Source organism: Methanosphaera sp. ISO3-F5, from assembly GCF_034480035.2.
In the GTDB taxonomy this organism is placed as follows: Archaea; Methanobacteriota; Methanobacteria; order Methanobacteriales; family Methanobacteriaceae; genus Methanosphaera.
On the sequence record NZ_CP118753.2, the window covers coordinates 1225994 to 1249093 of the forward strand.

At 29.7% G+C, this 23100-nt stretch carries 21 protein-coding genes; 13 read left to right on the top strand and 8 right to left on the bottom strand.

Features of this window, described 5'->3' with window-relative positions; translation table 11 throughout:
* Positions 1 to 79 precede the first annotated feature (79 nt).
* Entirely contained in the window at positions 80 to 769 is a 690-nt protein-coding gene (gene priS / locus PXD04_RS17235; protein ID WP_323737472.1) for a DNA primase catalytic subunit PriS, read from the bottom strand.
* A 126-nt stretch (positions 770 to 895) separates the two neighbouring features.
* Positions 896 to 1171, bottom strand: coding sequence for a CRISPR-associated endonuclease Cas1 (locus PXD04_RS23425; protein WP_409988285.1), 276 nt, complete (start codon positions 1169 to 1171; stop codon positions 896 to 898).
* Positions 1172 to 1272: 101 nt separating this feature from the next.
* Here PXD04_RS23425 and PXD04_RS17240 point away from each other — a divergent pair, with 101 nt between their 5' ends.
* The 3 genes from PXD04_RS17240 to PXD04_RS17250 all read left to right on the top strand — a co-directional run bounded on the left by PXD04_RS17240 (position 1273) and on the right by PXD04_RS17250 (position 3516).
* Positions 1273 to 1521, top strand: coding sequence for a hypothetical protein (locus PXD04_RS17240; protein ID WP_323736053.1), 249 nt, complete (start codon positions 1273 to 1275; stop codon positions 1519 to 1521).
* Positions 1493 to 1684: a hypothetical protein gene (locus PXD04_RS17245; protein ID WP_323736054.1), complete on the top strand. Its 192-nt coding sequence runs from the start codon at positions 1493 to 1495 to the stop codon at positions 1682 to 1684. The genes PXD04_RS17240 and PXD04_RS17245 overlap by 29 nt, the downstream gene beginning before the upstream one ends.
* A 623-nt stretch (positions 1685 to 2307) precedes the next feature.
* A complete protein-coding gene (locus tag PXD04_RS17250) occupies positions 2308 to 3516 on the top strand; it encodes an ATP-binding protein (RefSeq protein WP_323736055.1) in 1209 nt (402 codons plus the stop codon).
* Between the two features lie 87 nt (positions 3517 to 3603).
* On the opposite strand, the gene PXD04_RS23430 is transcribed toward PXD04_RS17250, so the two are convergent.
* Genes PXD04_RS23430 through PXD04_RS17265 form a run of 4 tightly spaced genes read right to left on the bottom strand, consistent with a single transcriptional unit; the run spans position 3604 to position 6357 of the window.
* Entirely contained in the window at positions 3604 to 3756 is a 153-nt protein-coding gene (locus PXD04_RS23430; protein WP_409988279.1) for a type IIL restriction-modification enzyme MmeI, read from the bottom strand.
* Positions 3741 to 5243, bottom strand: coding sequence for a DNA methyltransferase (locus PXD04_RS17255; RefSeq protein ID WP_323737473.1), 1503 nt, complete (start codon positions 5241 to 5243; stop codon positions 3741 to 3743). Before PXD04_RS17255 ends, PXD04_RS23430 begins: the two co-directional genes overlap by 16 nt.
* Complete coding sequence (locus PXD04_RS17260; protein ID WP_323737474.1) at positions 5243 to 6103, bottom strand: type IIL restriction-modification enzyme MmeI; 861 nt, start codon at positions 6101 to 6103, stop codon at positions 5243 to 5245. The genes PXD04_RS17255 and PXD04_RS17260 overlap by 1 nt, the downstream gene beginning before the upstream one ends.
* Entirely contained in the window at positions 6088 to 6357 is a 270-nt protein-coding gene (locus PXD04_RS17265; RefSeq protein ID WP_323736056.1) for a type IIL restriction-modification enzyme MmeI, read from the bottom strand. Before PXD04_RS17265 ends, PXD04_RS17260 begins: the two co-directional genes overlap by 16 nt.
* A 679-nt stretch (positions 6358 to 7036) precedes the next feature.
* On the opposite strand from PXD04_RS17265, the gene PXD04_RS17270 reads away from it, so the two are divergent.
* Together PXD04_RS17270 and PXD04_RS17275 are read left to right on the top strand one after the other, a co-directional pair.
* Complete coding sequence (locus PXD04_RS17270) at positions 7037 to 9019, top strand: hypothetical protein (RefSeq protein ID WP_323736057.1); 1983 nt, start codon at positions 7037 to 7039, stop codon at positions 9017 to 9019.
* A gap of 587 nt (positions 9020 to 9606) precedes the next feature.
* Positions 9607 to 10833 carry an FprA family A-type flavoprotein gene (locus PXD04_RS17275; protein ID WP_323736058.1) on the top strand — a complete coding sequence of 409 codons (1227 nt, stop codon included), beginning with the start codon at positions 9607 to 9609 and terminating at the stop codon, positions 10831 to 10833.
* A gap of 203 nt (positions 10834 to 11036) precedes the next feature.
* Here the strand turns inward: PXD04_RS17275 and PXD04_RS17280 are convergent, their stop codons facing one another.
* On the bottom strand, positions 11037 to 11771 hold the full coding sequence (locus PXD04_RS17280) for a DUF4013 domain-containing protein (protein WP_323736059.1): 735 nt from the start codon (positions 11769 to 11771) through the stop codon (positions 11037 to 11039).
* 234 nt (positions 11772 to 12005) lie between these two features.
* On the opposite strand from PXD04_RS17280, the gene PXD04_RS17285 reads away from it, so the two are divergent.
* The 7 genes from PXD04_RS17285 to PXD04_RS17315 all read left to right on the top strand — a co-directional run bounded on the left by PXD04_RS17285 (position 12006) and on the right by PXD04_RS17315 (position 21754).
* Entirely contained in the window at positions 12006 to 13085 is a 1080-nt protein-coding gene (locus tag PXD04_RS17285; protein WP_323736060.1) for a metallophosphoesterase, read from the top strand.
* 342 nt (positions 13086 to 13427) lie between these two features.
* Entirely contained in the window at positions 13428 to 19016 is a 5589-nt protein-coding gene (locus PXD04_RS17290) for a hypothetical protein (RefSeq protein ID WP_323736061.1), read from the top strand.
* A gap of 213 nt (positions 19017 to 19229) precedes the next feature.
* Entirely contained in the window at positions 19230 to 20030 is an 801-nt protein-coding gene (locus PXD04_RS17295; protein WP_323736062.1) for a nitroreductase family protein, read from the top strand.
* Positions 20031 to 20058: 28 nt separating this feature from the next.
* Positions 20059 to 20364 carry a hypothetical protein gene (locus tag PXD04_RS17300; protein ID WP_323736063.1) on the top strand — a complete coding sequence of 102 codons (306 nt, stop codon included), beginning with the start codon at positions 20059 to 20061 and terminating at the stop codon, positions 20362 to 20364.
* A gap of 52 nt (positions 20365 to 20416) precedes the next feature.
* On the top strand, positions 20417 to 20683 hold the full coding sequence (locus PXD04_RS17305; protein WP_323736064.1) for a hypothetical protein: 267 nt from the start codon (positions 20417 to 20419) through the stop codon (positions 20681 to 20683).
* Entirely contained in the window at positions 20667 to 21170 is a 504-nt protein-coding gene (locus PXD04_RS17310; RefSeq protein WP_323736065.1) for a hypothetical protein, read from the top strand. The genes PXD04_RS17305 and PXD04_RS17310 overlap by 17 nt, the downstream gene beginning before the upstream one ends.
* A complete protein-coding gene (locus PXD04_RS17315) occupies positions 21167 to 21754 on the top strand; it encodes a hypothetical protein (RefSeq protein ID WP_323736066.1) in 588 nt (195 codons plus the stop codon). Before PXD04_RS17310 ends, PXD04_RS17315 begins: the two co-directional genes overlap by 4 nt.
* A 55-nt stretch (positions 21755 to 21809) precedes the next feature.
* On the opposite strand, the gene PXD04_RS17320 is transcribed toward PXD04_RS17315, so the two are convergent.
* Positions 21810 to 22271, bottom strand: a complete 462-nt coding sequence (locus PXD04_RS17320; protein WP_323736067.1) for a C-GCAxxG-C-C family protein — start codon at positions 22269 to 22271, stop codon at positions 21810 to 21812.
* Between the two features lie 95 nt (positions 22272 to 22366).
* Here PXD04_RS17320 and PXD04_RS17325 point away from each other — a divergent pair, with 95 nt between their 5' ends.
* Complete coding sequence (locus tag PXD04_RS17325) at positions 22367 to 23050, top strand: DUF5714 domain-containing protein (protein WP_323736068.1); 684 nt, start codon at positions 22367 to 22369, stop codon at positions 23048 to 23050.
* Positions 23051 to 23100: the final 50 nt, after the last annotated feature.

Genomic DNA, 23100 nt, shown 5'->3' on the forward strand with positions numbered 1-23100 from the left:
ACAAAAACACAGGAAGAAGAGTTAAAAATTATACTGAAATCCTCTTCATCACATACTCTTTTTATTAGATAAATTATAATTATTCTTTTTCAATCACAAACCGTGGAACAGCACTTTTAAATGGATCAAAGTTTTCTATATTCTTTACTGCCATGTATTTCATACTTACTTTGTAGTGTAATGTGGATGGCAATCGTAGTATTCTTTTTGTGTCTATGCTTACTTTGGTGTCGCATAGCCCTTTTTGTATGTTTGCTATTTTTAGGAGTAGTTTATCGTATCGTGTTGGTCTTATTTCTCCCCTTACTATTCCCCATTGTCCCTGATTTACTAGTTCTCGTCTTTTTATTATGTCATTTTTGAGTTGTTTGTTTAGTCCTGTGTAGATTTTATTTTTTTGTAGGTGGTTTATTGTGTATTTGAACCAGTTTGTGTATACTTGTGGGTAGCCGAATGGTATTGTGAAGTGTTGCAGTCTTTCATGTAGTTGTGGTACTTCTGCTGCTATTAGGTAGTTTACTAGTTCTGTTCTTTGTGTGTTGTCTAGTGTTAACAGTTCCGCGTCTTGCATTCGTAGGTGGTATCCACGTCCTGAATATACATTGTGTATGTCTTTGTATCCTAGTTCTCGTATGTTATCACTTATTCTTTGTATTATTTCTTTTGCTTCTTCTAGGCAGTGTGGACATACTTCTCCCTCTTGACAGTCACATGTTCTTATGGATTGTCCTTTGCATCCACATCTATTACATCTAAATATATTCGTTATCTTTAATCTTTAACGAACTCTTATTTATTTTCTTTATTTTACTAGTTTAAAATATTTTCCATTATTGTTTTTAGAGTATTACTAGGATATTATTTTATTATTACTGAAATGGGGGTGGTTTCCCAATTACCAGTATATTTTGAAAATTATATACTTTTCATTATTATTTATTGTTTGTTTTAACGATTTTACTTGTTTTTCTATTATTTGATAATATGTTAATTCTTCATCATAATAATGGATTTTGTTATGAATTTTATCCATTATACTTTTTGTCAGCAGATATTTTGATTCTTTTTTTAGAAGGTTTGTTCTTTTATCTATGTTATCTTCTGTGATTTGTTTTCTGTTAATTAATGAAAATACTGTTTTATCTATTATTTGTTGTCTGAATTCTTCTATTTTTCAAAATTATTTATAAAACATATACTCAAATATAAATAATATAATAATTATATTCATATATAATTAATTAACACTATTATAATTGAGGTGCTTAGAAAATGACTATGAAAACTATACGAGTATCTGAAGAAATTCATACAAAACTCTCCCATTTAGGCTTAAAATCTGAAACTTATAATGATATAATTGGAAGATTAATCACTGTATATGAAGAAGAATATCTAGATGATTTTAGTGATGAAGAAGCTGCTTATTATAATGAAAGAATTAAACAATTTGAAAATGGAAACTATGAAGGAACTAGAAAAGTTGATTTAAATGCAATCAAAGAAAAAAGACATAGATGAACCCCTTTATGAAATCTTTGAAGATAAAAAAGCAATAAAATTTCTAGATAAACATTTTAATGATATCGATTTACAAAACCGTATAGAAGATAAATATTACTGGTTATCTATAAATCCATATAAAGAAGCTCAAAACTCTTTTAAAAGTAAAAAAATGCCATAAATGTAAAAAAAACCCGAATTGGAAATTATAGAATCATCTATTTCATTCATGAATCTAAAAAAGAAATAGAAATTATTGACATAGGACTACGAAAAAATATTTATAAAAAATTGGATTAATTTCTTTATAATTTGTCTAATTTAATTCGTTATCTTCAATCTTTAACGAACCTTTATTTTTTTCTTTATTTTATTAATTTAAAATAGTTCCTATATCATTTTTTTAAGTATTACTGGAAAATTATATTATTATTACTGAAAAATGGTGTTGGTTTTCCAGTTACCAATCTATTTTGAAACCAATAATCATCATCATTGCTTATCGTTTGTCTTAAACGCATTTACTTGTTTTTCCATTATTTGATAAATGTCATATAATACAATATTTTTTTTCTAGTTGATTGAAAAGGATAATATTTGAGACTTTTTGGACATTATTATGAAGAGATATCGACATTTTGTATCATTTTTTTGTCGATTATGATTGTTAATTACATGTAAAACAAGGATATTGTAGATTATATTCTACAATTATTTAAATATTAATAATTTTGTAGATTATAATCGACTAAATATATATATTATAAAATACAAAATATATACAACAAAACCATGAGGATAATTATGATTAAAAGAGAATTATACTTAAATCAAATTAGACGATTAATAGATAAAGATCCAATTAAAATCATAACTGGCGTTCGAAGAAGTGGTAAAACTTATCTGTTAAAAAGTATTCAAGAAGAACTTAAAAACAGAGGAATATCTGATGAAAACATATTCTTAATCTCCTTTGAGTCAATGAAATACAATAAAATAGAAAACTTCAACCAACTTGATGAATATATCATTGACCTAACTAAAAATGTTAAAGGAAAAATTTACCTTCTTTTTGATGAAATCCAAAACGTTGAAAACTGGGAAAAAAGTATAAATGCTTATAGGGTAGATCTGGATTGTGATATTTATATCACAGGATCTAATTCTGAACTGTTGTCCGGTGAAATGGCGACACTAATCTCTGGAAGATACTATCAAATCAACATTTATCCCTTTTCATTCGTCGAATTTCTACAATACAAAAATGAAATGGAAAAAACAGAAGATTACAACTTGGAAGATGCATTTAAAGAATATATTGAATATGGAGGAATGCCACCCATACAACAAGTTGCAGCTGAAGATAAATACTCCTATCTGGGAGATATATACAATACAATACTCCTAAAAGACATTGTTACAAGACATAATATCAGAAACACAGATATGCTAAATCGCATACTTAACTATGTAATAATGAATATTGGAAAAAACTTCTCAGCAACCAATATATCTAAATACATGAAACACGAAAAAAGAAGAATATCAAAAGATACAATACTTGATTATTTATTGTACTCCAAAAATGCATGCTTCATTCATCAGGCTCCACGTGAAAATATAAAAGGAAAAAAAGTATTGCAACACAACGAAAAATACTTTTTAGTGGATCATGGATTTTACCAAGCAAAATATGGAGATATAGAAAATATTGGATCCATCCTTGAAAATATAGTATACATTGAACTGCTCAGAAGAGGATATGACGTGAAAATAGGAATTATCCATGATAAAGAGATAGACTTTATTTGCACAAAAGATAAAGAAAAAATCTATATTCAAGTAACATATCAATTAAAAGGTGATGAAACAATTGAAAGAGAATTTTCAGGCCTTTCACAGATAAATGACAACTTTGACAAATATGTTTTAAGTATGGACAAACTGGATTTTTCTGGAAATGGAATAAAACATAGAAATATAATTGATTTTCTAACCTCTGACTATGTTTAATAAAGATTGCAAAAAAATGTAATTAAGATTGTATGAATAATAGTGTCTAATTTAACTCGTTATCTTCAGTCTTTAACGAACAACTATTTAACCTTTTTTATCTTTATACAACTCTAATAAGAACTTCAAAGTATCCATCTCTGAATCAAACACTCCTTTAACATAATGTTTTTCTTTGGAGTATATCTTTTCAACTTCCTTATCTAATTTGTGATGTGCCCTTTTTAAGTCAGGTGGCATAGTAACTGGATCATACAATACAAACAATGTTGAATTATGTTTTTCACGTATTCTAATATTTCCTGAACACAATTTTCTATCTTTGTTTTATCGTTATCAGATACATTCGGGAATGGAAATTTTTTATATAATGAAGTTGAATACCTATATCTTCCTTCTAATTTTCCACCAATATATTTTATCCAAACCATATGTATTTTAGATGTCAATATTCCAAAAATATATCTTTCTATTGTGGGTACTATGATAGTACTATCACTAGCAATATTTTCTTTATCTGAAAATCCTATTGGAATATATTCTCTTTTTTCTGAGGTATGTCTCGGAATAATTATATAATCTGTTTCTGGTTGTCTTATTTCTCCAAATAATGATGGGTATTCTGCTAATTCTCTTGTTTCTTTACGTTTACTTTTTAATCTAAATTCTTTTACTTTGTTTATCCGTTCATTAATTATTGGAATTGTCAAGTCTTCAGGATTTGCATCAACTAACCATAAACAATATCTATTTTTGCCCTTAATAAATTGGTCTGCACTAATCAAAGGTTTTATATATTTTTCAACACGTGAATCCTGTTCAATCATTAATCTTTTTTCTTGGTCTTTGTTAATTATTAAGTTTCCTCCATCATTAGGCATGCTTCCAAAAACTATTTTGGGAATCCAGGGGGCATGCTTTAAATTTTCATTTGGAATTACTTCTTCCATATTAAGAAGATAACTATTTATTTGTTGTACATTATGCTTAACTGGTGAGGCATTAGGATTTTCATAAATGTATAATGATTTATTTTCACGTTCTTTATAGCTGAATCCAATTATTATACAGTAAACTCCTGCATTGTTTTTTGCTTCATTGTTCCATTTGAAAGTTTGATGTGCAAAATTAATATGGAAATCACCATACATTTTATGTAATTGACTCCATAATGTAGGAACTTGTTCACCTTGACAAATACTATTTGTGGATACAAAAGCAGATTCAATAGATGTACCTTTCATATAATCTAATGCTTTCTTATACCATGCAGTAACGAAATCCAACTTACCTATATTTTTAAATCCTTTAAACACTATTTTCATGTCTTCTTTTTGTTCATCATTCTGATGTTGTTTACCTCCAAAAGGTGGATTACCCAGTAAGTAAACATTATCAGTTGGTGGAACAAATTCAGTCCAATCCACTCTTAAAGAATTATCATGTTTAATGTTTACATACTGTTTTAGTGGAAGGTTATCTGCATGTAAATCTAACTTTTCATAGAGTAAATTCATTTGATGTTCAATAAACCACATGGATACCTGTGCTATTTTGGATGAAAATTCATCTATTTCAATACCATAAAAATTATCAATCTTAATATTGGTGATTGTTCCAGGTAATAAACTTTGTTTATCATTCCAGTCACTAAGATTACTTTCCAGTTCATGTATTTTTTCAAGTATTTGATATTCCAGTAATCGTAATTCCTTGTATGCTACTATTAGAAAGTTTCCTGAACCACATGCAGGTCAAAGAATTTGAGTTTTCCTAACTTTTTCTGTAACTTTTCAAGGTTATAAATCTGGTCATGTTTGGATTTGTTTGTTGTTGCACTACGATATTCATTCCATAACTTGTTCATGAATAAGGAATTAATTACTTTAATGATATTATTTTCACTAGTGTAATGTGAACCAAAATCTCTTCTCACATCTTCACCCATAACATACTGAAACAATGAACCAAATATTGCAGGGGAAATATGTCTCCAGTCTATATCACAAGCTTCCATCAAGTTAGTGTACATCTTCTTTGTAAATACTGGTGGAATAATAGGTTCACTGAATAAGCTACCATTCACATAGGGAAATTCTTTTAATTCATGAGAATAATTGGTTTGTCTTTCAGATTCTTTTTGATCAAGTACTCTGAATAATAGTTGGATTTTTGTTCCTAAATTTTCTATGGTATTATCGTTATCTGCTGTTATTTCTATATAGTTTGTGAATTGTTGTTCTTTGAAAATTCCAGTATCTTCTGCATATAAACAGAATAGTATTCTCATTAAAAATAGTTCTAAGTCTTTTTGATTATAGTTTGTTTTGACTAATTCATCATGTATGTTTGCCAGTAATTGTGAAGCATTGATTGTTAATGCTTTCTGATCATGATGTGTTATTTCACCATAGTTATAGATGAAGTGAAAATCTTCTATGTGGTGGGGAAGTTCTTCTAGGTGGAATTCTTTGGATTTTTTGGTTATGAAATTTGTAATACGTATTCTTTTAAAGTCTGATACTATTATGTATTTTGGTTTTTCACTTGAGGATAAACAGTCAGTGTATCCTATTGCTTGGTAAATGCATCATCTAAATTTTTTCCTTCAGATTTATGTTCGACTACAAGATTTCCTTTCCAGAATAAGTCTATGAATCCATCCTTGTTATCTATGTCTTTTACGTTCCATTCAAATTGTGATACATTTTTTTGTTTGATTTCAAATATGTCTAAGAAATCTATCCAAAAACCTTGTTTTTCAGCACTTTCTTTTGAGTCATGGATATGTTCTTTAACAAATTGTTCAGCTTTTTCTTCCATTAATGCAAAGTTTACCATTGGAATTACACTCATTTTCTTTTTAGTAGTTATACATCTTTATTTTTTTAATATAACTAATTTTTATATTAAAATTTATTCATTATATTTTATTCTTAAAATAATTTATATTATTATACTCATATTACTATTTTTTTATTTTGATTTAGAAAAATTTTATGATTTTACTAAAAAATACATAGTATTTAAAAGCAAATATTTTAGAATTTGTTGCACTTATTTTTTTATTAAAATCTTTCTAAAATATGATTTTTAGTATAGTTAATGTATATGTAATAGTGTATTTTTGGTATTTTAGGTATACTTTTTTTAGTGTTTTTTGATTTTTTGTTTGTGATAATTTCTTTGATTTTAGTTCGTTAAACCGTGGTATAGCGAAGTAAAAAAATTTCATCACCACAAAGTAACAAAAAATAGTGAAAACAGAAAACCAGTCAAAAAAAATTATCAAAAACAACTAACACAACAAAGTAATAATAATGATAAAATAAATAATAACAATTTTTTGAATCAAAATACATATACAAACAACCAATCACAAAACAATAATTAACAAATTCCTACTTTAAATAAAATAAAATATAAAACAAATTAGAATACTTTCCTAATATTATAATAAATAATATATATGACCTATTTCATAAATACCATCATAAATAAATAGGAGGATTAAAATAATATGAAATTCAAACAAATATTTCTACTATTAACAGTAACACTACTTCTAATAGGAATAGTTAGCGCAACAGAAATAACAGATAACAGCACAGTCAAAGACAACCCTAACAAACTAATTACTCCCAAAGAAGTAGAAAAATCAAATATAAACACACATATACCAAATAAACATATCAACAAGAAAAACATAATAAATAAAACAACCAAAACAGCTACAAAAACATATGACATTAACAATTTCAACGATTTACATCATGTATTAACAAATAACAGTAATAAAAATTTAAATATTAATATAAAATCAGATATTCAATTAAAAAATGATATCGATGTTAATGAAAATATTAAATCATTAATAATTAATGGAAACAATAAAACAATTAATGGAAACAATAAATATCAATTTTTATATATTAATAGCAGATCTACTGTTTCAATAAATAATATCCTGATAAAAAATTGTAAATCATATCATGGAGGAGCTATTTTTACCGATGAATATACTAAATTAAATATCAATTCTAGTACATTTCTAAATAATAAAGCTGAAAGTTATGGTGGAGCAATTAAATCATATTTTTTAACAATAAATAATTGTAAATTTGTAAATAATACTGCTGGTAGTGAAGAACTCTTTGAGTTTCAGGGTGGAGCAGTATTTGTATTCACTAAACTAACAGCAATCAATTGTTCTTTCATAAATAACACGTGTAGTGGAGATGGTGGAGCAATATACGGAGAATCAGTAATTGTTAAAGATTGTACTTTAAGAGATAATGTTGCTTATCTTGGTGGAGCAATTTATTGTGGAGGATATTCAGGCAAATCCCACATAATTAATTCACTATTCACAGGAAATGATGGAAGTAATGCTGCTGGAGCTATTTTTGCAATAGGAGATATAAATGTTAGAGGAAATAAGTTTATATCTAATACAGCATCAGGTGATAGTGGGGCATTATACTTTTCAAATTCTATTAATAAGATAAATGTTTATAATAATTTCTTTAGAAATAATAGTGCACTGTATTCACTTCGTGATAATAAAGATCCATATACCGAGGATAATGTACTGAATATCTTAGAATCTGTTATGATATCCTCAAATAATGGAGACGGATTTATAAATAACAACATTTTTAACGATATACCTAAAACTAACATATCACTTGCTTATAGTACAAATGATGAAAAACTTAAAATAAATGGTGTCTTAACTTCAAATGGTAAATCCGTGTCTAATCAAACAGTTAAAATCAATATTGAAGGAAAAGTATTTGATGTTAAAACAGACATCAACGGTAGATATGACTATACTTATGATATGTCCAATTTATCAGCAAATTACTGGAATAACACGCATATTATTTTTGTTTTATTTGATGGAAATGGTAATTATAATCCTTCAGCTGCTGTAACATACTTTAAGTTAAAAAGAATTAAAACTCATATTGATATCATAAAAATCACACAAAAAAATAGTAAATCCAATATGACAATACTCGGTAAGTTTACATCAAATAGTGGAAAGTTATTGATTAACACGAAACTTAAATTAAACATTAATGGAAAGAATGTAATAGTTAAAACTGACAAAAATGCTTTATTTAAGTATACTTTTAAACCAAATATTAATACTTTAAACAAAATTAAAGTAACATTTCTAGCAAATACTAATCATCCTTATAGTGGAGCAAAAATTACAAAAATATTTAACAAAACAACAAAGTTAACTCTTAAAAAGGTTGTTAATAAAAGTAAAATTACTTTTACGGGTACTTTTTATTCCGTTTCAGGTAAGAAATTAATTAATAGTAAACTTAAAATTAAAGTTAATGGATCTGTTAAAACTATTAAAACTAACAGTAATGGAATTTATAGTTATACCATGAATAATCCTGGTAAGAAATTGAATGTTCAAGTTTATTATAATGAAAAGAGTAAATATCATTATGCACCTACCAGTATTACAAAAATACTATAATATATTATCTATTCCTCACCACCCACTTTTTTTTAATAAAGTATAAAAAAACTACTACTTGATATAGATGAGATGATTGATTTTTTAGTATTTTACTGAATTATAAGATGACATAAAATATTACAAGACATTTAGTATGAATACAGGCAGTATCTATTGATTTAACAATTAATTTATATATAATGTAAATATTCTTCGATTATAATGCTTTATATTATATTTAAAATGGTTAAATTTAATTATAGTCCATATTTAACTTTTATATTCAAATCATCACATTTTATAGTTATTTAGAATAATTTTTTGACTTATTTTTATCTAAATTTTTAGATAATATGATACTGTTTTTTATCTAAATTTTTAGATAAGTAATTTATAAAAACCAAGCTATAAAAATACATACCCTATAAAAGTATGATTAAAACTCCAACTTAACCTACAATAATACGAGACAAAAATGCTTGCCATAAATAAAGATAAACTATAATAATCTTTAAAAACATAATATTAGCTAGTATAAATAAATTAGAAAAATCTAATAAAATACTCATAACAAACTTAATTTAATAAAAAGGACGTGTTAAAATATGAAAGCAGATTCTGTAAAAATAGCTGATGGAGTATACTGGGTAGGTGCACTCGACTGGGATGCAAGAGATTTCCATGGTTTTGCTGTACCTGGTATGACATACAATGCATACCTCGTATTCGGTGACGAAAAAGTAGCACTAATCGACAATGTATACGATGGATTCTATCCAGAAATGTGGGCAAGAATAGAAGACGCATTCAAAAAAGAAGAAAAAGACATAAAAATAGATGCACTTATAATAAACCACATCGAAAACGATCACATCGGTTCCATACCAGAATTCCTAGAACAATGCCCTGACGTAGAATGCTACTGTACACAGGCAGCAAGTGTAGGTATCAGAAGACAACACCACTGTATGGCAGAACAAAAACTAAACGTAATAAAAACTGGTGACACATTAGACCTTGGTGGTAAAACATTCACATTCGTCAATGCACCAATGCTACATTGGCCTGACAGCAACTTCACATTATACAATGAAGAAGGCATACTCTTCTCCAATGATGCTTTCGGTCAACACATATGTGAAAGTAAAAGATTCGATGTAGATATTGACCCAGGATACCTTGAATTACATTCAAAAAGATTCTATGCAAACCTAGTTCAATTATCAGCACCTATGGTACTTGGTAAAGTACAGGAAATGACAGAAGCAGGTTACCTTGACAACCTTACAATGATTGCACCATGTCATGGACAAATATGGAAAGAACCTGGAAAAATTGTAGACTTATACGCTAAATGGGCTAAAGGAGAAGCTGATGAAAAAATTACAGTAATCTATGAAACAATGCATCATTCCACACAGAAAATGGCTCATCAAATCGCTGAAGGTATAATGTCAGAAGGAGTGGAAGCTAAAATGCACTTTATCAGGTATGATCCTGAATCTGACATTCTAGCAGATATCCTTGACAGTAAAGCTATTGTTCTCGGTGTTCCTACAATGATGAACAATCCTTATCCTAAAATTGGTAACCTTCTTGCTTATCTTAAATGTGTAAGTCCGGCTAATACTGGTGTACGTAAAATTGCCGCTTTATTCTCATCTAAAGGTTGGGCTGGAGGAGCAATTCCTAGTCTTACAGCAAGTCTTACTGATGCAGGATTTGATGTATTAGAGGATGAGTCTGTTGAAGAAATTTATGTGCCTGATGAAAGTGATTATGAAAAATGTTATGAATTAGGTAAAAAATTAGCTCAAATGATAAAAGAATAATTGATATATTCTTTTTTTAAATCTTCTTTTTTTTTTACAATAACTTTTTTGTTTATCCTCGTTTTATTCTATAGTTATTATTGACTTACTGTAACTTACTATTTATATCAAAATTAGACTACTACATATACATGTAATATTATATATTTACTAAAAAGGGTATAAAATAAAAATTTACTAAAAAAAAGTGTGTGTGAAAAGAATTATCTTTTCTCTGAATATAATAATCCTACTGCTCTGTTTTGATAGAAAATAAGGTAAATACTTACTAGACTAGTAATCATAGAAGTTAACATCTGGGAACCAAATAATCCAAAGATTCCACCTACAATCAACTGTATAACCATATCCACAAGTAATACTGCAACAATAGTCATAACTACTTTAGGCACTCCTATATTTTGCATATCACTGATTGCACCCTGAACATTTAAGGCATAACCTAAATTATTAGTATCTGCTAGCCTACATTGTGCCATAGTCATAGCAAACATAAATATGACAAAAAGAATTAATGCTATTATCATTGTTAACCATGATCTTAAGAATAAACCTATAATATATGTTAATACTAATGGTATAATCATATATACTATGGTAACTATTAAGCAATTAAATCCGTTAGTTAATTGTCTTTCAAAATCTATTCCTGGTGCTTCCTGAGTCCTTAAAATACCTGTCTTAATTATATCCATACCATATCCCTGAACAAAACAGTATAAAGCTAATAATAGGATGATACCTATCAGTAATACTATAATTCCTGCACCATTGATACCATGTTTAGCTCCGGTTAATACTGATGCAAAAACAGAACTGGCTCCTGTAGCAAAAGCTACAACTCCCACAATTATACCAATTAATAAGTATATTGCTAATGCTTTAATGTTTTGTGTAGGATAGATAATAGAATCCATTATTATTTCTGTTAATTCCATTATTATCACCAAATCGTTTATTTGAATTGAAAATATATCTGTAAATATTATTTGCACTTATCTTATCATCACATTTATAGTGAAGTCTTTGATTGTCATATTATTATATAAATTCAATCACATATATTTGTATATAACACATCTTATTAAATTATTGTGATTAATATATAAATCCAGAGGAGTAATCTTTTTAAATATTACAACTTATATTATATTGTATAGGAGAATGCATTTATGAGTTTCAGAACTAGAAGAGTCTTAATGAGTTCACCATTTTATGCACTAATCTCATATCTGGTGTTAAATTATATTTCTTCCCTATTAGAAGTTAAGGCTACTCTTTACATATTATTGTTCGTATTGTTCATATGGAGTATTCATGTTGTGCCAATGTTCTTTGAAAAAGAAAAATCATCAATGCTCGGACGTTGTTTAACAAGACTGTTTGGAGTATGGGAGTGGGTACTGGTAATGCTAATAATCTATTCGGCAATACTGTTTATCCTAGGATTCCTTATTAAAATACCTAAAACATTAATCATCTGCCTACTGTTAACAATACCAGTTATAGGAGCCTACAGTTATTATAATGCACATAAGATAGTAATCAAGGAACGAGTATTAGAGTTTGATAACCTAGGCAATGATTATAATATTGTTCATTTATCCGATGTTCATTTCGGATCTATTATGCATAAAAAGTCCATTTCTAATTTAGCAAGAAAACTAGATGCTTTATCTGATACTTGTGATTTGGCCATTATCTCTGGTGACTTGGCTGATGGTTCATGTGCCGTGGAGGAGGATGACTTGTTAGCATTAGGGAATGTAGATATGCCAATTATTTTCACTTCAGGTAATCATGATTATTACCAGACTATTGAAAGCGTTCATGCTGCCTGCAGGAAGGCAGGTATCATTGTACTAGAAAATAGTGGAATGATCTTTGATGACCTGAACATCTATGGTCTAAGTTACAGCTTTGGTGATATTGAAATGCCAGGTAGGGATGAATTGTTGTCATTTATTGATGAGAGTAGGGTTAATATTGTGAATTACCATATTCCTAATGGTTGGTATGAATTGTCACAGTTAGGCTTTGATATTCAGTTGTCTGGTCATACTCATGGTGGCCAGTTTTATCCTGTGATATTCTTTGGAAACCTTTTCTATGAGGGTCATAATATGGGCTTGTTCAGGGATGATTTGAATCATTATCTTCATGTTACTACTGGTGTGGGTTGTATGGATTTTCCTATGAGGTGGGGTACTGATTCTGAATTGGTTGTTCTTAAATTGCGTGGAAAGAGATAGTATTAATTTGTTTTCCCTAATTTTTTTTGTTTATTTTATATCTTTTTTTATATTTTTTCTGTTTTGATTATTTATATTAGTTTATTTTATATTTTTCTCTTTATTTTTTGGAATTTGTATATTTTTTCTTATTATTTCTTATTTTTTCTTTATTTAGTGTTTATTAATTCATATGGCCTTTGTTATAGTTAGTTTTATTAACTTCTTTAAAGATATATATCTTTATTAAGTATTTTTAAAATAATTTTAAATTATATTTAATACTTAATTAATATGAATATAATTCTATTTATATTTATTATCTCTATCTAATTAGAGAATTTTTATGGAGAATTAATAATAATGAATAAGAAAATTAAATACGTATTCTTATTTACCTCATTATTAATACTTTTATTAGGAATTGCAAGTATCAGCGCAGTTGATATAGACAATACAACAATAACAACAAAACATGCCGATACTGTAAAAAATACAAACGAAATAAACTTACAAACAACTAATAAAATACAAGAAAATGCGGTAAATAAAAAAACAAATGATAATATAAAAGAAGCAGGAAACATAGACTATTATGTTTCAACAACAGACGGAAAAGACGATAATGATGGATCACATGATGCACCATTTAAAACAATACAAACAGCAATAAACAAAACAGACTCAGAAAACACTTACAACATACACTTAGCTGAAGGAACCTATAAAGGCGAAGGAAACACAAATCTAACCATTCCCGGAGATAACCATATAAACATTATAGGAGCCGGAATTAATAAAACAATATTCGATGGTGAAGCAAAATACGATATCCAAAGAAGTGGATTCTATTGGGGCTCATCCGACACATGGTTTTATTATGTTAATGGAACTGGTAACTGGATAATGAACATTACAGAGGGTACTGGTTCAATCAGTATAGAAAACTTCACAATACAACATTCCTGGTCCAATGGGACACGTGGCGGAAGTGCAATAGGATTATATCCAGAAACTACTGTTGATAACCATGGAACATTAACAGCAAAAAACATATACTTCCATGATAATTACTCCGGACTAGGAGCAGGAATAAGAAACAATCCAACAGGTACCTTATACGTGGACAACTGTGTATTTGAAAATCAGACAAAATCTGTAAGTACAGGTAACTTTGGTTCAGCAATATACAATAATGGTACAGCCTACGTAAATAACATACTAGTACTACATAATTATGCACGATGGGGATCAGTAACCAATGATAAAACATTATACATCACCAATTCCACCATTAAAGATGGAATAGGATATGATGGTACCAGTGGACAAAAAAATGGTCCAGGTATCTATGTGAACACTGGAAATGCGGACTTCTTCGCATCCTATGAATCAGAGGGCCTAGTAACAGTTGTGGAAAACTGTGTATTTGAAAACAACCAACAATGTGACATAAACACCGGTAAAGCAAATATCACAGTAAACAATTGTACATTCAATAAATCTACAGGAATATACCTGGCAAGTAATAATGCTGGAACAAAATTCGTACACAAATATACAAACAACAAATTCATAGACATGCACGAGTCCACAATGTTTGTAACAATGCAATCAACAACAAAACCATCATATGCTATACACTCACTAGCAAACTACAACATAACAATAGAAAACAACACAATAGACGTGCCAGTATCACAATACAGTTATGCTATACAAGCAAAACATAACACACACATAATTAACAACACAATAAACAACTACATTAAAATAGACGGAGCAAACTGTACAGTAATAGATAATAATATAAACACGTTACAGGAATACACAGTACAATTAACAAGAAATGCAAAAGAAGCTCAGGTAACCAATAACACACTATATGCTGGATACAGTAATGGAGACTTATCCGTAGACAGTGCATCAGAAGATGCAATAATCAAGGACAACAAACCAGAAGCAAAAATATTACATGTAAATAATGATAATTACACAACATACTTCGATGAAAACGGTATTGCAAGAAACAATATCATAGCAAATGGAAGCCAAATAGTATTAGTAAACAATTTAACAAACAAGAAATTCATCTTCGATAACATAGTAGCAACAGTAGAAGTAAACACAACACTAGTCAACACAACAATAGTTACACAAAATAATGCAAGAATAAGCCTAAACAAACTAGAAATAGATAACAAAAACACTGACGAAGATTATGTTATACTATTTAATTCAACAAACAATAAAATCAGTAATGCAAACATAAAAGTAGACAGTGACAAAACACTGCAAACAATAAAAATTGAAGAAGACGGAAACATAATAAACAATTCAGTCATTAATATATCTGCACCGGCAGGAAACACAATATGGAATGCTGATTATTCAATAGGTAACGTTGAAACTGCAGGAATATTTATCAGATCATCAGATAACCAATTAATTGGAGTAAAATTATACCTAGACACAACAAATAAGAAATCATCTAGTGACGATGCAAGTGTTGATGGAGTAGACATTCAATCCAAAAAAGTTGGAGAATACGTCACAGGAAACATTATAAGAAATACACGTATTAATGTAACAGGTGGATCCTACGTTTACGGATTAAATATTGCACGTGCAACAAATACCATAACACCATTATCATATTATGATGTAACATCCGATAATTATGCAGCAGCAATACAATTAGGAGATTCATACAACAACAATATATCCGGTTACATTCATTCAAATGCAAACAACACCGCTTATGGATTCTATTCAACAGCAATGTCAACCGGTGCATCACATGATAACAATATTTCAAAACTTTACATACAAGGCATGCAAGCAAGAGAAGCAACTGGTGTATTAATAGAAGGTGCAAGTAACATTGCATTAGGTGATGCAACATTCACAATAAATGGAGAAAAAGCAGTAGGAGTAGAAATAGTTCCTGACTGGATGGGTAATAAGCCAGAGAATGTAACAATAACTAAATTAACATTAAACCTTAATGGCCAAACAAACACATCCAACCTGATGACATTTAATAGTGTGAAAAACATTTACATGAACGCTTCCACATTAAAATCAACAAATGGTACCGGAATAATATTAAAAGATACCAGTAATGCTACTATTATAAAGAATTATATAAACCAGGCAAATATGATTGGTGGAGATGCAGCAGTAACATCAAACACAGAATCAACAATAGAAAACAACACACCAACCATAGCAGTACTTACTGATGATACATATCCTAACCTCTTTGATGAAAACAACACATTAAAAGTAGATGCTGGAATAATATCTCTTGGCGGAGATTTACATAATAAAATATTAATCTTTAACAACCACACCCAAGTAATTAACATAACAAACATTGATGATTACACAATGTACAATACAACCTTAATAATTGAAGGAAATGGTACATATGGTGACAGATACGGTTTTACTGTTGATGGCATAAACTTCAACAATACAAACAAACCAGTATTTATTGATAGATTCAATGGTAGCGGACAGAAAAATGTTAAATTTGATAATTGTAATATATACGTTACTGGTGATGATATTGTAGCATTTGATGCAACAAACAATAATAGTTACATTTACCTTGATATTGATTCATCAAACATCACAATGAATGGTAAGAATGTTGTTGCTATTAATTATAATGGACATGATGGAAATGGTAGAGAACACCCAGTTTACATAAAAGACACTAACATATACCTTAATGCAACACAAAAAGCAACGGCACTTAATACTACAGATTCAACTATAAGCTTTAATAATAATAATGTTGAAGCATATGGTAAAACTGTTGTAATGCTAGATGCAAACAAAGTTAGTATAAGTTATTCCAGCTTACAAGGCAATAATTTCACTGGTAAAGCAGATAATATAACTGCTATCAATTTAAACAAGGGCAGCAGATACTCTGCTTATATCAGATATAATACTATTAACCTATCAAGTCCTAACCCTGTTACTGCAGTAATATTATCCGGTGAAAGACATGACTTCGAAGAAAATACTATCATCGTAGATGCAACAAATAATGAAACACCAGTAGTACTTGTACTATCACCATCAATTAATGTAGTAGAAAACTACATACAAGCAAGAGACATTTACGGGGACAATGCTGTAAACAATACTGATGGAACAGTCAAGGATAATACTCCTAATACTTCAGGATTTGAATCCAGGATTAATGTAGAAAACATTACATTTAAACTAAACGAAGAAGGAAAAATAAGGGTTAATGCTACTGACATATTTGGTGATGCTATAACTGGTATATTTACTGCAACAATTAATGGAGAAACAGTACCAGTAGTGAATAATACTATCACATACACACCAAGCAAACTAAAAGATAACATTTTAGAAGTATCCTTTGAAGATCCAAATGGTAAATATAATAATAATACTGTTGAAACAACATTACTTGTTAAACCATTAGCAAGCAGTATCAGTATAGTCTCAGTAGATACTGTGGAAGTAAATAATAAAGTACCAATCACAATACTTTTAACCAATGAACATAATGACAGTATTGGAAATGTAAACGTTACTGTAAGTGTGGATGGAAACAGTCAAACACTAAGTGTGGATAAAAATGGAATTTTAATATTCAATTATACTCCAACAAGTACTGGAAAACAGGAGATTACTGTAGTATTTACTGGTACAGAGGATTATATTAATTCTTCTAACAAGTGCACAATAAACGTTCTGGAAAATCAGACAAAAATTATTGAAGACTTAAATAAAACAGTAAACAATCAGAATAAGACAATTAACGAACAGGAAAAACAATTAGACAATAAGACCAAGGAAATAACAGAACTAGAAAAACAATTAAAAGATGCTGAAGATAAAATAGCATCACAGAATAAAACTATTGATAGTCTCAACAAAAAATTAGAAGATGCAAACAAAAAAATAGATAATCTATCACAAACAGTGAAAAACCTTAACAACAAAATCAGTACATTAGAAAACATAATCAAAGAATTAAATAAAACTACACCAAAACTCAACACTACTATAACAGTTAACCCGGTTAATGCAAGAGTTGGCCAAAAAACAGTGATAACCGCTAATATTAAAGACCAAACAGGTAAAAACTTAGCAAATGGTAAAGTAGTATTCAAAGTCAACGGAGTAACATTAAAAGACGTGAATAATAATATTCTTTATTCCTACATTAATAATGGAACTGCAAGTATCACTTACAAAGTTCCTGGAGGATGGATTAAAAACAATACAGTACAGGTAATATACAGTGGCAGTGCAAAATACAATGCTTCAAAAACAACCAGTAGCAAAGTATTAAACATCACAAAAGGAAATGCAAAAATAACATTCCAAGATACCAGAATAACTGGTGAAAGCGGAGATAAAATTACATTAAGAACCATTGTAAAAGATTCAAATGATGACTATATAACTAATGGTAAAGTACTCTTTAAAATCAATGGTAAAACAATCAAAAATAAAAATGGTAAAACATTAACCGCTAATGTTAAAGATGGTATTGCAACATTCACTTATAGCATTCCAAATAATTTTGCTGCAAAAGATTATAAATTAACAGCAGTACTTAGCAGTAACTATTATAACAGAGCAGAAGCACAGTCAAAACTATCATTATCTAAAAAGGATGTAACAGTAAATGCAACTAGCATTAAAACCAGTAAAGGTAAAACTACCCTAAAAGGTACAATACGTGATGTTCGTGGTAAATTATTAGTTATTCCTAGTAAAATGGCTGTTAAAGTTAATGGTAAAACCTTACTTTCTAAGGTAAGTTCTAAGAATGGTAAGTTTAATTTATCATTTAAGCATACGCTTAGAAAAGGTACTTATGAGTTACTATTAATTAGTGGTGAAAACAGTATCTATAAAAATGGTAGATTAACCACTGTACTTAAAGTATAATATTTAATTATTAGTGAAGGATTAAACTTCCTTCATAATTTCTCTTTTTTTATAAAATAGAGTTCATATACTCTTAAAATTTATTTAATAAAAATTATTATAAACATTATTCTCTATTATTAGCAGATAATTATCCTCCCAGCAAATACATATATCAAAAAAATATATACTTTCTATAATAAAAATAATAATAATCAATGGGAGTAAAATAATATGAAGCATTTAATAATAGATGAAGCAAAATGCATAGGATGTGGCCTATGCAAACAGGTATGTATACGAGATAACATAGAAATAGTAGACGGTAAGGCAGTGGACATTGAAAGTAACTGTTTTGACTGTGGACAATGCTCAACACTATGTCCAACAAATGCCATAACAATAAAAGCATATGATAATGACAACGAAGAGATAGAAGACTATAATCCAGACAGTATACCAGTAAGCTATGATGACATGCTGCAGTTTTATAAGCAACGCAGAACATGCAGATGGTTTAAGGATGAGAAAATTTCACAAGAAACATTCGATAAGTTAATGAAAGGAGCATATTATAGTCCTAACAGGCAGAACATACAGGACGTGGAGTTTGTCGTTGTTGATGAAAAGATGCCCGAATTCATTGATCACATCTACAGTATTATCAGTGCAAAAGAGGATGAATTCTTCAGAATAAAACAGGTAGGAGAATACCTTCGTGATGAAAACCATGACCCTAAACGTCACCCACTATTATGGGAGGGTCAGCAGTTACTATTAGCATTTTCTGAGAATAAGACTGATGCTGTTATTGCAATGACCCGTATTGAATTACTTGCATATAGTCTTGGTCTTGGTGGATTCCATTCATTATTTATTGGAATGGCTGATGAAGTGGATAATAAGGAACTGATGAAATTCTTCCCTGAGATTGACTCTGCTAAGCATATGTATGCAGCTTTTGTTATTGGTATTCCTCGTGTCAAGTATCGTAGGACACGACCTCATAAAGAGATTAAATTACATTACATGTAACAATAACATAATAGGGGAGTGTTATGCTTTGAATAAGAAGATTATCCTCATATTATTCATAATAGTTTTATCCCTGTTTATATTTTCTTCCTTCTGGAATTCATCAAATGAAAATAAGGGTAATTGGTCTTATAATAAGAATGAATACCCGCTTGATGAGTATACTCTTGAGAATATTCCTGTATCTCATAAGTCTGCCGCCGAGGTAAGACAGTTTTTTAGTGACGCAGACACTGATAAGGATGGTAAATTACGGGGAGAAGAGATAAGTGCTTTTGACTATAAAGTTAAGCATAGTCAGTTCACATTTAACGGACCCTACGGATATAATTAATATACCTGTAATAATAAACTATTTAACATGAAAAGAGCTGTGTGATAAAATTATGGATGCACATGAATTAAATCAATTATTAGATGAATTAAATTCTGATATTGACAATGAATTATCCGAATTTTTTAATAATAATACTAAATTGAAAACAAAGTTTTCACAACTGGTAGAAGTGATGGTATGGGAAAAATATCAACTAAGTGATGATATTATTAATAAATTGGATATAATAACTGATGATATGGATTCCTTTAATTTTGGAATTGCTAAGAAGGACATACGAGAATTAAGGGAATTACTAGTTGAAGGAGATGATTAATATTACTGGTGGTGACAAGTCATTAGTTAAGGGTGATGTTTCACGTGAGGTCATTGAATTTGATAATGGTTCACGCGTAGTGGTCGAGTACTTAGAAGATAGAGAAGGCCAGTGTTGTGATGCTCGTGGCAGGTTTACTGCAAAGTATCGTCGTGTCAGCTTGTTTAGTAAGTTAAGTCTTCAGAGTGAACGTGTAGAGTTAAATCCGTTCTATGATAAGAGTGCCGTTGAAGCCGATGAAGAATGGCGGAGCAATTATTCCCTTGAGGTTATTCATGAGGGCTTATCATTGGATGAGATTAAGGAACGTGTCACTGGTGGTGCTTCTTATCTTGTAGTAATATGGAAGAAGGGTAATCCTCCATTGCCTGTTGACCTGGGTTATCATAAGAAGATTACTCTTTCTCTTATTGATGGAGTAAGTAGTGTTGAGGCTTTAACTTTTAATGTTATAAATGTTGTCAGAGGTTTAGGTGGTAAAAAATGAATCTGAGATTACTTTTATTATTGGTGTTGTCTTTGATGATTATCCCTGTTTCCTGTGCTGAGGAAGTCAGGTATGATGATTTTAGTTATGATGTTGAGTTCATGCCCACTGCTTTTGTTTTTGATTATAATGATCATAATACAAGTACTTATGAGGGTGATATTGGCTTGAAGTATGCTTATGCTAACAGTTCCTTTGATAATCATACGTATATTATTCCTACTGAACGTGTTCGTGGTATTGCTTATGCTACTAAGGGCAGCTTTAAGTTCACTGAGCCTATCCTAATTGATCATGGCCCGTATCGTGACTGGGATGATAAGTATGTTATTACTGGCTTGAAGTTTAAGAATGGTACTGAAATTCCTTATCTTGGCATTGAAAGTACTGGTTTGACTAAGGAGCAGATGTCCTATTTTGATAATTATTATGAGCAAAGGCAGGATTATTTAGCTCAGCAAGAGGCTTATGCTGCTGAGGACTTGTATGATTATGAGACCAGTAAGAGTAGAAGTAGTAGTGGTAGGTCTAAGTTTGGTTATTATGTTGGTACGGGTGGTAGTGGAGTTATCTATAATCCTTAATAAAGGTTTTCCACAATTTTTTTCATCCCCAACCCCTTTTTTTCTTTAATGAGTATTAACTTTTTTTCTGAGTGTTTATTTCTTCTATGAGTATTTTTTCTGTTATTTTTACTGCTGATTCAACCATTTTTGGGCAGAAAGTTGTGAATAATTCTTTGTCCTGTGCGTATTGTATTCCTTCTGGTGTTGAAATGTCACATCCGAGTAGTGTGTTGCATATGTATGAACCGTTTTCTTTTTCAAATTCTTCTAGGAACTTGTCACATACCTTGTCTGATCTTATTTTACTTTCAATGTCATCAATTTTACTTTTTCCATATTTTAGTCCGAGTACCATTAGTGCCCCTGTACATGCTCCACATACTTCACCTTTTCTCATTCCACTGCCGAAGCATCCTCCAATTTTTAGTGCATATTCCTTTTTTATTCCGTATTCCTCTGAGAATGCTGCAAATACTGCTTGTGAGCAATGATATTTTTGTTCAAATAATTTTAATGCTTCTTCTACATGAGTCATGTGTGTATCCTCCATATGGCTTTATATATATTAATAACATATTATTATATATTAGTATATTTTATTATTTTATGTATTTTTGGTGATTTACTTTGGTGGATGGCTGTTTGATTTGTAATGGTGAATTAGAATATTTATCAAATGATGTTATGATGGAATGTGAGTTATGTAAGAAAAATGAAGCTTCTAAAACAAGGTGTGTTAATGGACATTATGTTTGTAATGAATGTCATATGAAGGGCTTAAGTAGTATTTTGAGTCTTCTATTAGAGGAAACTTCAACTAATCCAATATGTATACTGGATAAGCTTATGTGTATGGATTTTTGTCACATGCATGGACCGGAACATCATACTCTTGTTGGTGCTTCTCTTCTCACGGCTTACAGTAATGCTGGTGGGGATGTAGATTTAAGGGAATGTTTAATAGAGTTAATGAGAAGGGCTAGGGATGTGCCTGGTGGTGTATGTGGTTATTGGGGTGCTTGTGGTGCTGGTATTAGTGCGGGTATTTTTGTTTCCATCATTTCGGAGAGTAATCCTTTGAGTGTTAAGCCTTTTAGTTTATCTAATAAGATGACTTCTCTTGCACTGAGTAGTATTAGTGAGCATGGTGGTCCTCGTTGTTGTAAGCGTGATTCTTATCTTGCGGTGTTGTCTGCGATTGATTTTGTTGAAGAGAATTTTGGTATTGTTTTAGAGAGGGAGTGTGTTGTTTGTGATTTTAGTGAGTTTAATAAGCAGTGTTTAGGGGAGGGTTGTGTTTTTTATAAGTTTTGATTATTATGGAATAATCCTGTGTTTGATTATTCTTGTTTATTAACTACTTT